This is a genomic window from Streptococcus sp. SCPM-O-B-23252 (M501), assembly GCF_058200355.1.
Genome location: NZ_JBYQGS010000001.1, coordinates 422,236 through 435,910, shown reverse-complemented (window position 1 = coordinate 435,910; position 13,675 = coordinate 422,236). Strand labels below are relative to the sequence as shown.

Sequence of the window (13,675 nt, the reverse complement as noted above, 5' to 3'; positions counted from 1 at the left end):
TTGTGGTACGCACGAAAGCGGTTTCTCCTGTCTAAACCACATCAGCGAAGACGGCGAAAGCCGACAACAAACCCACTACTTCCACTGCGACCAAATCGGCATCCCTAGGGAGATGACCGATAAGGACGGCAACCTCCTGTGGTTCGGCGATTATTACGGTTGGGGCAAACTAAAGAGCAAAACTAACACATCCTGAACTGCTCACCAACCCTTCCGATTGCAAAACCAGTATTGCGACTGTGAAACGGGGCTGCATTACAACTTCTTCAGGTACTACGACAGTAGAATCGGACGGTTTAACAATCAAGATCCCATAGGATTAGTGGGCGGGGAGAATTTTTATGCTTTTGCGCCTAATGCTCAGGTGTGGGTTGATCCTCTAGGTTTGAATAAATGCTGTGAAAATAGCAAAGTTAAAACAGAACCAAACACAGCATTTTTTTGGTCAGGTAGAACAGATGGTATTGCTGGACAACATATTGCTGCCGATATTGCCAAATCTAAAGGAGGAACAACATTAGAAATGTTAATTGAAGCTAGAAAAATTATCATGCCTACGTGGGATCAAAATAACCAAGCAAGCATTAAAGCATGGGAAGATATTTCATCAGAGTATGCAACATGCGCTTCTGGTACTGTAACAGGCGTTATTGGCAAAGATCTGCGACCAGGAAATATATGGGAAAAAGGTAATTACTATGGATGATTTCGTAATTGAAAAAATTTCAAGAGGTATGTTAATTGTTTCTTTAAATGGAAATGAAATTTCATTTGAAGGAGAAATGTTCTTTCCAAATAATGAGTTTCACTTTTCCCTATATGCGAAAACAGCAAAATTTACTAAGACCAACCAAATTTTAAGCAAGGAAGAGTTAGATAATATTTTAGAACATTTAAAAAAAGAATTTATTTTAAAAAATAGAGTATTAGACATAATTTTCTAAATTTAATTATCAACTGTAAAGTAGCCCAAGCAAGCCGTAGACCACATGAAACTTCCAATTACTATGAAAAGCAAGTCGTAGCCTGCACAATGCCTTCAGTCCTGACGTAGGGGGTGTGTAGTACGCATGCGGTTTTTGTTTCCAGCCGATCTTAATATCTTTTTTGAGGTCGTCTGAACTATTTATTCGTTAAAATCTCATTACCATTAGTAATGGCATTCTATCTAGAGGTCGTTTTCCTGATAGCTGAAAAACTAATTGACATAGACAAATACAGGAAAAAATATATATTATGTTGAAAATATCAAATAATTCGTTAAATGGGATTGTATTGGGTCAAAAAAATGTGGTGGAAAATCTGAGCAAAAAACAAAGATTCACGAAAGTAGAAAGGATTTAAATAATGGGCCTGCCAAAACAAGCAATTGATTCAATTGTTAAATTATCAGCTAAAGAAAGATTGGATTATTCTATTAAAACTATATCTGGTATTGAAACTTTATACCTACTAAATGGAAAGGATGACTGGATATGTTTGCAAGATGATGAAGGAAAAGAATATCTAATGATTTTTCCAGAATCTGAGTTTGCGGAGTTAGCTCTCCAATGGAATCCTCAAGCATTGAGAATAGATGAAATGGAACTAGAGAACTTCTTAGAAGATACCGTTCCTTTAATGTCTGAAAATAATATTAGATTAGCTATTTTTCCTATTGATGAAAAAACAGAAACTATTATTTTGGATCCAATTGAATTTGCTAAGATGATCAATGATTATTTTTATGAGTGGTATGGGGAAGAATTTGATTTACCTAATTTGTCGATGGTTTTACATCAAAAAGCAATCAATGCAATTCTTAATTTGTCCAGTCAAGAACGTTGTGAGCATACTTTAAAAAGGATAGCTGACTCTGGAGTTCTATATGTTTTAGCAGACGAAGAAGAAGATTGGATATTATGGGGAGATGAGAAAAATTCATCTTTAGCCATATGGCCTGAATTAGAATTCGCAAGAATTATGGCAAATTCTGAAGATAAGAATTCTGATATTTATGAAATTGAGATAGAAGAATTTTTAGAGGATGGGATACCATGGTTGATAGAAAATAATATAGGTATAGCTGTCTTTCCGATTCCTGACAATCCTGAAACTATTGATATGAAGGCTATTCAGTTTGCTGCCACAGTCAATAAAATCTTAGATGAAAGTTATGATGAGGCCTTAGATTTGCCTTATCTTTAAACGAATAGTCAGTTCGAGATCTAACCAAACCGTAAGGTCGTCTGAAAAAGGATGAGCGGGTTTATAAGCATGTGCATCAGCCCTTCCGCCTGCAAAATCAGTATTGCGACCGTGAAACGGGGCTGCACTACAACTTCTTCAGGTATTATAAGCCTGAGGCTGGGCTGCATTACAACCTGAAGCCGGGCGGTTTATGAATCAGGATCCGATTGGCTTAGGGGGGAAGAATCTTTATTGGTTTGGGCCTAATGCGCAAGTTTGGGTGGATTTCTTAGGACTTGCAAAAAAACATCCTCCAGCAAGAAGACCTGGAGGTTATAGAACCTATGACATGGATTCTCATGGCATATTGAGCCTCGAAGCAAATCGTGCGCCAGGACATTGCAACAAAAAAGATGATGATAGGGTACAATCACACCATACCATTCAACAAGAATGGGCAAAACAAAATATAAAAGGTTATGACTCCCAAAAAGTACCAGCAATTCTAATACCTTTTTCATCAGGAAAAGCTCATGCTATTATTTCAGCAATGCAGCGCGCCTTTAGGAAACAAAATGAATTTAACACAAGTATTCGACAAGAATTTACAGAATCAGCAAGACAATTAAAAGCTGCTGGCTTATCATCCAAGCAAATTAAACGAGCACTAAGTCAAAGTTACAAGTATTTCAGAGAACTAGGAGCACTTTAAAATGAATAGACATGAATTAGAAGCCTTATATACTTTAAATAATCCTGCTACTAGCCAAGCTATAAAAATGTTACCTCCAGAGTGGTATATTTTATATCCTTCATATCTTCAATTTTTAGAACTAAGCAATGGATTATTTGGAGATGAGATAACCCTTTTGGAAGCCGAGGATATCCAACAAAGGAATATTGACTATGAAGTAAAAGAATATTTGCCGAATTTTCTTATGATTGGAGATAATGGTGGAGGGGTTGCCATTCTAATGGATAATAAAAATCAAAATATTTTTGCTGTCGGCATGGGAGTAATGAGTGAAGACTCCTTAGAAAAAATATCATCTTCTTTAGAAGACTTTCTATTAGTAAAAAAAGGAATGTTTAATTATTAGCAAGCCGTAGCCCGCACAAAATCTTCAATCCTGACGTAGGGTGTATGCTGTATGCACGCGGTTTCTGTTTTTCAGACTACCTCAATCCTTTTTCGAGGTCGTCTGAAATATTTATTCTTTAACAATCTCATTACCATTAACAATGGCATTCTATCTATTGGTCGTTTTTCCTGATGGCTGAGAAGCTAATTGACATAGACAAATACAGGAAAGGATATGTATTATGTTGAAAATATTAAATAATTCTTTGGATGGAATTGTATTGGGTCAAAAAAAGGCTGACTTTGATGATGTTATTTTAAATAATCCTAATTATTCATTAGAGTTTGATAAAAAACACAAGACACAATCTGATTCAGAATTGATTACTGTATCCTCCTTGAGGAATTGTGATGAATTTTGCTTAGATGGGAAAGTTATTAACTTTTCAAATCTTGAAAAATTTTTAGAAGAGGAGAATCCTCTAATAGAAGTTTCAGATGAAGAAAATTATTTTTATATTTTTCCAAAATATAATATAGTTTTATATGTTGACTATAAGGATAATTTGTTTCTGCAGATATTAATTTACGATAAGAGTATAAGAGATTTATATGATAATAAAGGTAAAAAGTATTCAGACTTTCAAAAAAGTAAACTTAAAAACCCAACTTTAAATCATGATAAATTAATATTTATTCCTTATAAGAGCGTAGGCGATTTTGAATTAAATTGTTCTCTATCAGATGTTATAAGAAAATATGACATATCAAACAATGTTATCCCGAAGGTAAAAAATATTATAGAGATAAACAATTTTGTACTAAGGTTTGATAATGAAAAGTTAACTGAGGTTACAATTTTCAATGATAAGAAAGTAGAGCTTTCAATATACTATAATGAAATAGATATATCATCAAAAAAAGGGCTTACTGAGTTATTAAGTCAATATGATGTTATCGAGAGAACGAAATCTAAATATCTTTTCAAAGAATTAGGTCTAGTTGTAGAAAAAGATCTGTCCGAATTTCGTTTTTTTGAACAATCATTATTAAAATTTTGGTTAAATTTGCATAGACCTATTACTAGCTGGTAATCACAAGTAAGCCGTAGCAAGCCCGTATCCCCATACAAAACCTTCAGTCCTGACGTAGGGTGTGTGCAGTACGCACGCACACGGTTTCGCCTATCAAAACCACATCAACGAAGACGAAGAAAGTTGCCAGCAAACCCACTACTTCTACTGCGACCAAATCGGCATACCGAGGGAGATGACCGATAAGGATGGCAATTTGCTGTGGTTCGGCGATTATTACGGTTGGGGCAAACTAAAGAGCGAAACTAAGACATCCGGAACTGCTCACCAACCCTTTCGATTGCAAAACCAGTATTGCGACCGTGAAACGGGGTTGCACTACAACTTCTTCAGGTATTATAAGCCTGAGGCTGGGCTGCATTACAACCTGATGCGGTATTACGAACCTGAGGCCGGGCGGTTTGTGAATCAGGATCCGATTGGGTTGATAGGTGGGGAGAATTTATATGCTTTTGAACTGAATACGAAGGCGTGGGTGGACCCATTAGGCCTTGCTTCAAAAGCAACTTCAAAAATGTAACCATATAGATTTTCGGATGTTAGTGTTAAAGGACCTCATGCTGATATTTTTGTAGGAAATAAAAAGTAACAGAAGCCCTTTTAACCTTAGATGATAACGGAGAAATTGTATGGAAATGTTTTGGTGATATGAAAAGTGCTACTTCCAAAAAATTGAAAGTTGCTGATGACATAATTTCTGAACTGAAAGACAACTCACAAAATATGTAATCAGCAAAAGATCAGCTTAAAAAGGCTCTGACTGATTTTGAAGGTGTTTTAAATGACCCAAAAAGTAGCACTAGAAGAAAGGATATAGCTAAAAGAGGAATTAAAAAATTTAGGAAAAAGTTAGTGAGGTTATTATGGATATCACATCTTTCTTAAAAACAGGCAGATTTGAAGATTTGTATGTGGGTATGTCATATAGTAGTTTTCAAAAGCGGAAACAATTCAAACATTCGTCTAAATGGTTATACGATGACGATAATATAGAAAGTGGTTTTTCTATTTTTTGGAAGGGATTAGAAATTGGTTTTATGGATGAAGTTATTTATTTGCTATCAATAGATCCTTATTTCAAAGGTGTAACTATTGCTAAAAAATATAAAATTAATAGGAAATTAACTATTGAAAAATTTGTACAATATTTGTTTTTTGCCGATATTAAATGGAAATTTGTATCAAGGGAGGAGTGGGAACATGAGTGTGAGATAAAAACAGAAGGAGGAGTTTCTATTATTTTCACATTTGAATTAGATGGTTTAAGAATCTCTAAATTTTCAGTCTCATAAAAATAAACGTAATTAGGTCGAGCCTTCCCCACAAGGTCCCCTTTTTTCAAATACAGAAAACTCTAAAATCTAAATCTTTCAAATATTTAGACGTTTTATATTGCTCATTAATTTATGCAAAACTAACAACAGGCGTAGGTTGGGTCTAGCAAGCAGTAGCCCGCACAAAACCTTCATTCCTGACGTAGGGTATGTACGGAACGTACGCACGCGGTTTATGTTTTTCAGACGACCTCTACCAAATTGCTACGACTGCGACGACTACGGCTGCATTACCGTAGAATGCGACCCCCTCGGACGCGAAAGTTGCCAGCAAACCCACTACTTCCACTGCGACCAAATCGGCATCCCTAGGGAGATGACCGATAAGGGCGGCAACCTCCTGTGGTTCGGCAGATACACCGGCTGGGGTCGTCTGAAAGAGGAAACCAAGGTAACGGATAACGCCTACCAACCCTTCCGCCTGCAAAACCAGTATTGCGACCTTGAAACGGGGCTGCACTACAACTTCTTCAGGTATTATGAGCCTGATGCGGGTCGGTTTGTGAATCAGGAACCGATTGGGTTGTTGGGCGCAGGGGATAACCTTTATCAGTTTGCTGTAAATGCTCAAAGTTGGATTGATCCGTTGGGACTTTCTCGTAACAGGTTGGCTACAGTAGGTAAAACGCCATCAAAAGTGAGTCCCACTGGTAGGGCTGTAATGCAGCGCATGTTAAGCGCTAAGGAGCTACGTGGTATGTCGGCTGATCAGATTAGTAATTTAAGACGTGTAAGCGATATTCCTAGCTCTGCCCAATTTTGGGATACTCCATAGGTATGATATGGATAAACGAATCGTGCCTAGGCAGAAATCTGATTATGGCCATTGATATTATAGAATCTACACTTAACATTGTTTATTTTAATTGAGGAGTTGTATGCTATGAATTTAGATGCAGTTAATCCAGAATTGGAATCAAAAATTAATGATTTAGTTTGCGAAGCTTATAATAAATCTTTTTCGGAACAAGAAAAATTATTAAAAGAAGCATTTGAGCTAATACCTAAGCCAGTAACTCAATGGGCGCATCCAACTACAATGGTTACGATTGCCTTATTTGAGTCATATTATAAACATCAAAAATATGAACAGGCTGAGGAATGGCTGACTATTGCTTTGAGTGTTGCCGATTTAGGAACAACTAATGCAGGAACATATCTATTAGGCGGTATTTTTTATTATGACCTTGAAAAATATGATGATGCTTATAAATGTTTCGATATAGCTTATAACGATGCTGGATATTATCCATTCAGTATCGAGGACAAAAAATATTGGAAGTTTTATAAGCAGCGTAAAGAAGAACTAAATCCTAAGAAAAAAAACAAAAAGTAAGATTCGCTATTTTCAGACGACCTCACAATCTTCTTTGAGGTCGTCTGAACCATTTGTTCTTTAACAATCTCATTAGCAGTTAACATAGAGGTCATCTGAAAGAGGAAACTAAGGTAGCGGATAGCACTTACCAGCCATTCAGGTTGCAGAACCAGTATTGCGACCTTGAAACTGGGTTGCACTATAACTTCTTCAGGTACTACGACCCAAACTGCGGACGATTTATCAATCAGGACCCGATTGGATTGTTGGGTGGAGAGAATTTGTATGCTTTTGCGCCTAATACTGGTTCTCGGATTGATGTTTTAGGTTTAGCAAGTATTTTTGAGAACCTTAAAATTACAACTTCTGATGAAATTTTGTTTAAAGGATTTACTGTTAAGGCACCATTTAACATACCTGTACAGAGATTTGCATCTTAATTCAAGTCGTGGAGATTTTTGGGGGCTACGTATAGGAACTAACAAATTCATAAATAGAATGTTTGCTGCTATTCTCCCTTCTTGGAACCCTTTAACAAATTATAATTCAGGTATTATGCCTAAAGGAACAAAAATGAAAGTTGGTATTATTGGTCCACAGGGTCTTAAATATCCAGGAGAATCATTACAATTTATAGTGCATTCAGAAGAAGTTCAAAAAGTAAAATCGAAAAAAATTAAAAGAAATAGAAAGTATTAGAAATGTCTAAGTTAGAAATATTTAATGAAACTCCTTTAGACTTTCAAGAAAAATTTTTGTTTGACAATTGGGAAGTCAGTTACCTTGATTTGATGGAAGTAAATCAAGGTTCTCCTTTAGTTGGAAGTCTATCCATTAACGGTCAAGTTATTATTCAAGAACAGGGGGTTGGAGGGCCTTTGTTGTATTTCAATAGAAAAATATATATTCCAGTTTTCATTAGACGATTTTTGGTTGTTGGATTTAGGCTTGCAATATTAAATTTAGATGATTTATCCATTGAGTATATTGGTGGTATCGAAGACTTGGTTTATCTGAAAGAGATAAAAGATAATAGAATTTATTTCTATACAGATATATATAAAAGCACAGAAAAGAATTTAACTTTATATGAACAAATATAACTCAAGAATATGCTGTAAACATCATAGCCAAAGGAGGACTTCCATGTTAATTAAAGTCAAAGAATTTATTCAAAAGTATTGGATTAGTATTCTAATTTCATGGATTTGTTTTTGGTTATGGATGGCCTATTATGGAGATAACACGATAGTTAAGTTGGTCGTGTTTCCGATCATCTCTTTCTTTCTAGTTATTTTATTTCATTTGGAATTAGAAAGAAAAAATATTAAATATCTATCCATAATTCAAATGTTAATTGGGATGCTGCTGGGATTAGCTATACAAATCGAAAGTGAGAGTTTTATGCTCCTTGAAGGATTGATATTCGGAGGAATTTTGGGATTAACAACACCCTTTTGGATTAAAATATTTTTATTTTTAAGAAAAAAGATAGGAAATTATGTATAATAAAGCTCAAACAGATAGATACATGAGTAAGCAATTAACTAGAATTGGTAGTAAGGTTTTTGGAAAATACGGATCACGTAGTAAATGTGCATAGAAACTGATTGATAACAAAAATTTATAAAAGGAAAATAAAAATGAGTATTTTAAGTAATTATATAATTCAAGATTTAATCCAGAATGTATCTAAAGGAGTTACAGAGACATTTAAATTTGTATTAGAAAGATATAATTCTAATGAAGTTTTTGCCTATACATTATATATTGATGACTATTGTTCATATCTGGGTTGGGCTGCTAACACTATTTCTCACTTCGAAATAGAAAAAGTAAACTACCCAAAAGAAGATCAGCCTTTTATTAAATGGTATTACCCTCAATTTGCAATAGGACTTGGAGAGGTTCCTGAGAAAATAGATAGTGTATTCAATAATGAGATTCAAAATATTCTTAATGATGCAAATACATTAATATCAGAAGGTAATTTTGAGCAATATCAGGCGGAAGTATATGATTCAATTATAGAAGGATTTAAAAAAGCAATAGAAAATATAGATAAGAAAAAAACAAAGAATGTCATATTTTTTGTTTCTATTGTAGATAGTGATAATGCTGAAATTATGGAAAATTATTCTGCTGAACAATTGAATTCATATGAAAAGTTCATTACGTTCAAAAACAGATTTCAAAGTAAGCCGTAGCCCGTATGAAACCTCCAATCCCGACGTAAAGTCTTCGCGGTACGCACGCGGTTTCTGTTCTTCAGACGACCTCACTATCCTCTTTAAGGTCATCTGAAATATTGGTTCTTTAACAATCTCATTACCAGTCATTTACAAAATGTAGTTTCTCGAGGAGCATTATAATATTATGGAAATTAAAAAAGAGTCCAACGACTATATTATTAAATTAAACAACTATGAAGTATTAGTTTTTTTTGAATGGCTTGTTAAGTTCGTTGAAAATAATGAAATTATTGATGAAGCTGAGCAAAAAATATTACATGACTTAGATTGCTTATTAGAATCCACATTAGAAGAACCTTTTATGGAAAATTATAAAGATCTAATACATATAGCTAAAAAATCTATTATTAATAATAAGCAAGCTGTAGATTGAGACGAGCCTCAACAAATTGGTTAAAGCCAAAATCTTCAAGAAAGACGGTACGAAAGAAACTTGGGCGTACACTACGATGCCTTAGGCAGACGGATAGACAAAGGTCGTCTGAAAGACGGAGAAGCTTCAGACGGCCTCGAAGAGAAAACTGGATTCGTTTAAGACGGCAGATATATCTATATCTACACCAATCTGGATTCCTACGATCCTTTAGCACAGGTTCACGATTGGACAACCGAAGACGGAGAAGGCGTCCAACAAGCCCACTACTTCTACTGCGACCAAATCTGCATCCTACGTGAGATGGCCGATAAGGACGGCAATCTGTTGTGGTACGGCGAATACACCGCCTGGGGGCATCTGAAAGAGGAAACCAAGATAACGGATAGTGCTTACCATCCCTTCCGCTTGCAAAACCAATACTTCGATGAAGAGACCGGACTGCATTACAACTTCTTCAGGTATAACGATCCTGATGCGGGGCGGTTTGTGAATCAGGATCCGATCAAATTAAAGGGTGGGAATAATCTTTATCAATTTGCGCCGAACGTGCAGGGATGGGTTGATATTTTTGGTTTATATAATGCTCAGAAATGTGCATCAATTGCAGCTAAAATAGAAAATCTTAAATACGAAATATATGTAAAACGTATTCCCGCACTTGAGAGTAATCCAAATAATTTACCGTGGCGAATTGGTCCAGGAGAAGCTCTTAGAGATACTGTCCGAGGTCATGTAAAGCTACTGAATGCTGCGTATAGTAAACTAGCTAAAGCCGAAAAAGAGTGGGTAGATAATGGTTGCGACAAACCACCTCCTCCTTCTTCTCCCGTAACAAAATACACTAATTGCTCCACTGAAGACAAAACATCTACTAATAATGATGCTTTAACAGCAATCGCCCTTGTTGGAACTGTTGTGCTAGTTAGTGTTTGTATATATTCAACGGCGAGAGTATGTGGTGCTTTTGTGGTAGGAGGAAGTCTTGTAGGAGCAATGTGAAGTTTAATATTGATATAGGAGCATGATAATTATGCGCAATAGTGATTTTTATATACAAAATATGATTGAAGCTTCTTTAGAACAAGAAGATTTCAGTCAAATAATTATACTACTAGATTCGCTACCATCTAAAAATATACGTAGAGCATTGTATTTATTATCAGAAATATTTCCAAATAAAATAGAAATTACTGAGAATGAATTTAAATTTATTAAATATATATTATCCAATAATAAATTTATAGTAGTTCAAAGCATCTCTGATTTTCTGAGAGCAATATCTATACTTAACTTTAATGACCTACAAAAACAGGAAATTGCTGATTTGATTTTTCAAAATCTAAATATTTTAAGCAAAAATTGTGATTTTGAGTTAAATGTACTAATAACAAAATTAATAGAACCCAATAAATTTTTTATGCTAATTGAGAAAATTAAAAATAATTTAGATGATTATTCAAGAAAATATTTATTAGATTTTATTTTTTATGAGAGAGAATATCTTGAAAATAGCTTTAATGAAGATGAAATAAATGATTTCATAAAATTTTTGAGCTACCCTAGATAAAATAGCAAACCGTAGCCTGCATGAATTTTCAAAAACACAGGTATGGTACGGCGAATACACCGCCTGGGGGCGTCTGAAAAAAGATGAGTGGGCTTACAAGAACTCACATCCCAAGAGGTCCGTATAAAAAATTCATCTCAGGGATAACTATAACATCCATCTAATATAAAAAATCGCCTTATATTCTTCTTGTTATTGAGGATATTGCTACCTTTAAAACTGGAGTTATTAACCTCTTTCATGACTTACTTGATCCTGATAAAAAGCACCAGATTTATCGTGATTTTATCAAAACATATCGCAATATGACTCCGATTGAAAAAATTGAATTTTTCAAAAAGAAGACCGTCGAGGAAATCGCAGCTAAAAAATAAGCTGTGGTATATATTTAGTGATGAGGCAACGCTATGAGAAAAACACTTTTTGGTTGGAGGCTCGCATTTTCTGTATTATGCTTTCTTGACCGCTCAGTACGTCAGTCAACTAAAGTACTACGACGTCTATTGAAATAACTTAGTTCTGTTATCAAACAGAACTTCTTTTTTTGATTAAAATCTATATCTAATATATAATCAATCTATAACGTATAGAACGGAGCTATATCATGGCTATAACTTTATCGAAACAATACAATTTTAAACTGAATGAAGCCACTATGGAACAAGCTCGAAAAATTATCAAGGAAAAGGGCATGACAATGACAGATGCTATTTCTTTATTTGTGGAGCAAATAGTCCTGGAGCAAGATTTACCTATTAAGACGTCCGAAGATCTACATAGAGAACAGTTAATTGAAGAATTACAAGCCCAATCTGAGCGTGCCTTGAGAGAATACGAGGCAGGCGAAGGAACTTCCCTAGACGATATGAGGGTACGTTATGGCTTATAAAGTGATTGCTTCAAAAGAGGTCGAGGAAGCTATCGACAATATACACGACTATATAGCTACGGTACTTCTATCCCCTCAATCCGCCAAAAATACTGTGGCTAAAATCTTAGACAGCTTAAAAAGTTTAGAGATTTTTCCTGAAGCATGATTTGACGCTGATGAGAAAATCGGAGTAAAAATTAACAGCAAGTATCCCTCACGAGGAAAAATTATAGACCAATATGTTTTGCTTTACTTCATTGACCAAAACCGAAACACTGTTTTTTTATCTCACCTATTCCACACTAAAAGTGACTACGTCACTTTGTTACAAAAAGAAAATAAAAAAAGGCCAAATACTTGAGACAACTTTCTTAAGTTTATAAGCTCCGAAACCTTAATTTTTGGTACCGTCTTGGTTTAACAATACGGTATATATGAAATATTTTACAGCTATATCCCCTTTAGAAACGTTGATTTAATAAAGATTTAAACACTATAGACTATATCTTTGTAAAATAATATACTACCTAAGGTTCAGAGAACTTGAGCCGAGTCTAAAGGTATTACTGTTATAAATATGAAAGATGCTCACGCAGAAGAATCTTTAATCAAGTCAGAAAAAGGAATTACAGAAATTGAGACCTCAGGTCCTGTATGTCTTGATTTTAAAGATTTGATGAATGAAAAAGGTGTTAAAAGTAAAACTCCTCGTTCTAGTAAGAAAAGTAGATAAAGACGTAACATAGGAAGGTGCTAATATGGAAAAATATGAAGAAAATGTAAAAAAGGAATTGGAAAATTTAACAAATACACAAAGATTACTTTTTGGAGCATGTTGCATCGATAGAATTTTACATCTCATAGCAGGTTTTGATTATTTTTTAGAAGAGAATCATATTAAAAGAATAACTAAGGAGCCATATCTTTCTTTATGTACTGATTGGCTAGATAGTATCTTTTTATATATTAATATGAATAAAGATATTTCTTCTGATGAAATTGAAAAAACTCTGAATACATTAAATAAAATCATCCCCGATACAGAGGAGTTTCCAGATAACGTAGTTATCTTTACACAAAATTCTATGATAGGGTTATCATATCTATACGAGTTTATAAATAAAAATGAACTAATTTTTATTACGAATTGTAGTGATAAGGTAATTGAAACAATTGATGTTATGTATTACGAAACAGATTATGAACGGCTTGATATACATTATGAAGAAGATTACAAAATACAATTTAATTGTATTGAAATGATTAAAGCAGGAAAAGACATAACTGAATTACGTAAATATAATCAATTAACTAGAGTGAATAACAAGCCATAGCTCGCATGAAGCCTTCAATCTCGAAGTAGGATGTGTGCAGTACGCACATTTTCAGACGACTTCAAACCTTCATCAGGATCGTTTGAGAGATTTGTTTTTTGACAAACTCGTTAATAATAAAGATACAGAAACTTATGGATATAATTTATGAAATCGACAGTGTGCAAGTTTTGCATATGGGGCAAGTCAAGCTGCTGATATTAAAGAAATGAAAATGTCTGGTTGGGTTATTCCTGCTTCGTTCGCTAAGAAAATTAATAAATTAAATGGTAAATAAAT

The 13,675-nt window shown here is 34.4% G+C and carries 22 protein-coding genes and 1 pseudogene; all 23 read left to right on the top strand.

What is annotated here, in order from left to right; translation table 11 throughout:
• The first annotated feature begins 112 nt into the window (after nucleotides 1-112).
• The 23 genes and pseudogenes from AC3E6G_RS02200 to AC3E6G_RS02090 all read left to right on the top strand — a co-directional run bounded on the left by AC3E6G_RS02200 (nucleotide 113) and on the right by AC3E6G_RS02090 (nucleotide 13,396).
• Nucleotides 113-196, top strand: a complete 84-nt coding sequence (locus AC3E6G_RS02200; RefSeq protein ID WP_490700683.1) for a hypothetical protein — start codon at nucleotides 113-115, stop codon at nucleotides 194-196.
• Nucleotides 197-217: 21 nt separating this feature from the next.
• Nucleotides 218-706, top strand: coding sequence for an RHS repeat-associated core domain-containing protein (locus AC3E6G_RS02195; protein ID WP_490700360.1), 489 nt, complete (start codon nucleotides 218-220; stop codon nucleotides 704-706).
• Nucleotides 699-944, top strand: a complete 246-nt coding sequence (locus AC3E6G_RS02190) for a hypothetical protein (RefSeq protein WP_045615782.1) — start codon at nucleotides 699-701, stop codon at nucleotides 942-944. The genes AC3E6G_RS02195 and AC3E6G_RS02190 overlap by 8 nt, the downstream gene beginning before the upstream one ends.
• Nucleotides 945-1,347: 403 nt before the next feature.
• Nucleotides 1,348-2,187 carry a DUF2750 domain-containing protein gene (locus AC3E6G_RS02185; protein WP_490700359.1) on the top strand — a complete coding sequence of 280 codons (840 nt, stop codon included), beginning with the start codon at nucleotides 1,348-1,350 and terminating at the stop codon, nucleotides 2,185-2,187.
• Between the two features lie 71 nt (nucleotides 2,188-2,258).
• Nucleotides 2,259-2,384 (top strand): hypothetical protein, encoded by a 126-nt coding sequence (locus AC3E6G_RS02180; protein ID WP_490700358.1) that lies wholly within the window; start codon nucleotides 2,259-2,261, stop codon nucleotides 2,382-2,384.
• Nucleotides 2,381-2,881, top strand: a complete 501-nt coding sequence (locus AC3E6G_RS02175; protein WP_490700357.1) for a hypothetical protein — start codon at nucleotides 2,381-2,383, stop codon at nucleotides 2,879-2,881. Before AC3E6G_RS02180 ends, AC3E6G_RS02175 begins: the two co-directional genes overlap by 4 nt.
• A 1-nt stretch (nucleotide 2,882) precedes the next feature.
• The gene (locus tag AC3E6G_RS02170) at nucleotides 2,883-3,269 is read left to right on the top strand and encodes an SMI1/KNR4 family protein (RefSeq protein ID WP_296004914.1); all 387 of its coding nucleotides are present in this window, start codon (nucleotides 2,883-2,885) and stop codon (nucleotides 3,267-3,269) included.
• A gap of 223 nt (nucleotides 3,270-3,492) precedes the next feature.
• The gene (locus AC3E6G_RS02165; protein ID WP_490700356.1) at nucleotides 3,493-4,344 is read left to right on the top strand and encodes a hypothetical protein; all 852 of its coding nucleotides are present in this window, start codon (nucleotides 3,493-3,495) and stop codon (nucleotides 4,342-4,344) included.
• 175 nt (nucleotides 4,345-4,519) lie between these two features.
• A complete protein-coding gene (locus AC3E6G_RS02160; RefSeq protein ID WP_490700355.1) occupies nucleotides 4,520-4,864 on the top strand; it encodes an RHS repeat-associated core domain-containing protein in 345 nt (114 codons plus the stop codon).
• A gap of 343 nt (nucleotides 4,865-5,207) precedes the next feature.
• Nucleotides 5,208-5,636 (top strand): hypothetical protein, encoded by a 429-nt coding sequence (locus tag AC3E6G_RS02155; protein WP_490700354.1) that lies wholly within the window; start codon nucleotides 5,208-5,210, stop codon nucleotides 5,634-5,636.
• A gap of 358 nt (nucleotides 5,637-5,994) precedes the next feature.
• Nucleotides 5,995-6,453 carry an RHS repeat-associated core domain-containing protein gene (locus AC3E6G_RS02150; protein WP_490700353.1) on the top strand — a complete coding sequence of 153 codons (459 nt, stop codon included), beginning with the start codon at nucleotides 5,995-5,997 and terminating at the stop codon, nucleotides 6,451-6,453.
• A 108-nt stretch (nucleotides 6,454-6,561) separates the two neighbouring features.
• A complete protein-coding gene (locus AC3E6G_RS02145) occupies nucleotides 6,562-7,014 on the top strand; it encodes a hypothetical protein (protein ID WP_490700352.1) in 453 nt (150 codons plus the stop codon).
• Between the two features lie 95 nt (nucleotides 7,015-7,109).
• On the top strand, nucleotides 7,110-7,436 hold the full coding sequence (locus AC3E6G_RS02140; RefSeq protein ID WP_490700682.1) for an RHS repeat-associated core domain-containing protein: 327 nt from the start codon (nucleotides 7,110-7,112) through the stop codon (nucleotides 7,434-7,436).
• Between the two features lie 58 nt (nucleotides 7,437-7,494).
• On the top strand, nucleotides 7,495-7,695 hold the full coding sequence (locus AC3E6G_RS02135; protein ID WP_490700351.1) for a hypothetical protein: 201 nt from the start codon (nucleotides 7,495-7,497) through the stop codon (nucleotides 7,693-7,695).
• A gap of 2 nt (nucleotides 7,696-7,697) precedes the next feature.
• Nucleotides 7,698-8,099 carry a hypothetical protein gene (locus AC3E6G_RS02130; protein ID WP_490700350.1) on the top strand — a complete coding sequence of 134 codons (402 nt, stop codon included), beginning with the start codon at nucleotides 7,698-7,700 and terminating at the stop codon, nucleotides 8,097-8,099.
• A 43-nt stretch (nucleotides 8,100-8,142) separates the two neighbouring features.
• Complete coding sequence (locus AC3E6G_RS02125) at nucleotides 8,143-8,505, top strand: cytochrome C biogenesis protein (RefSeq protein WP_485772181.1); 363 nt, start codon at nucleotides 8,143-8,145, stop codon at nucleotides 8,503-8,505.
• A gap of 134 nt (nucleotides 8,506-8,639) precedes the next feature.
• Nucleotides 8,640-9,203 (top strand): DUF4303 domain-containing protein, encoded by a 564-nt coding sequence (locus tag AC3E6G_RS02120; RefSeq protein WP_490700349.1) that lies wholly within the window; start codon nucleotides 8,640-8,642, stop codon nucleotides 9,201-9,203.
• 169 nt (nucleotides 9,204-9,372) lie between these two features.
• The gene (locus AC3E6G_RS02115) at nucleotides 9,373-9,621 is read left to right on the top strand and encodes a hypothetical protein (RefSeq protein WP_490700348.1); all 249 of its coding nucleotides are present in this window, start codon (nucleotides 9,373-9,375) and stop codon (nucleotides 9,619-9,621) included.
• Between the two features lie 303 nt (nucleotides 9,622-9,924).
• Entirely contained in the window at nucleotides 9,925-10,623 is a 699-nt protein-coding gene (locus tag AC3E6G_RS02110) for an RHS repeat-associated core domain-containing protein (protein WP_490700347.1), read from the top strand.
• Between the two features lie 31 nt (nucleotides 10,624-10,654).
• Nucleotides 10,655-11,191 (top strand): hypothetical protein, encoded by a 537-nt coding sequence (locus tag AC3E6G_RS02105; protein ID WP_490700346.1) that lies wholly within the window; start codon nucleotides 10,655-10,657, stop codon nucleotides 11,189-11,191.
• Nucleotides 11,192-11,795: 604 nt separating this feature from the next.
• Complete coding sequence (gene relB, locus AC3E6G_RS02100) at nucleotides 11,796-12,080, top strand: type II toxin-antitoxin system RelB/ParD family antitoxin (RefSeq protein ID WP_490700345.1); 285 nt, start codon at nucleotides 11,796-11,798, stop codon at nucleotides 12,078-12,080.
• Nucleotides 12,070-12,423: pseudogene (locus AC3E6G_RS02095) on the top strand (type II toxin-antitoxin system RelE/ParE family toxin). The gene relB and the pseudogene AC3E6G_RS02095 overlap by 11 nt, the downstream one beginning before the upstream one ends.
• 397 nt (nucleotides 12,424-12,820) lie before the next feature.
• On the top strand, nucleotides 12,821-13,396 hold the full coding sequence (locus tag AC3E6G_RS02090) for a hypothetical protein (RefSeq protein ID WP_490700344.1): 576 nt from the start codon (nucleotides 12,821-12,823) through the stop codon (nucleotides 13,394-13,396).
• Nucleotides 13,397-13,675 lie beyond the last annotated feature (279 nt).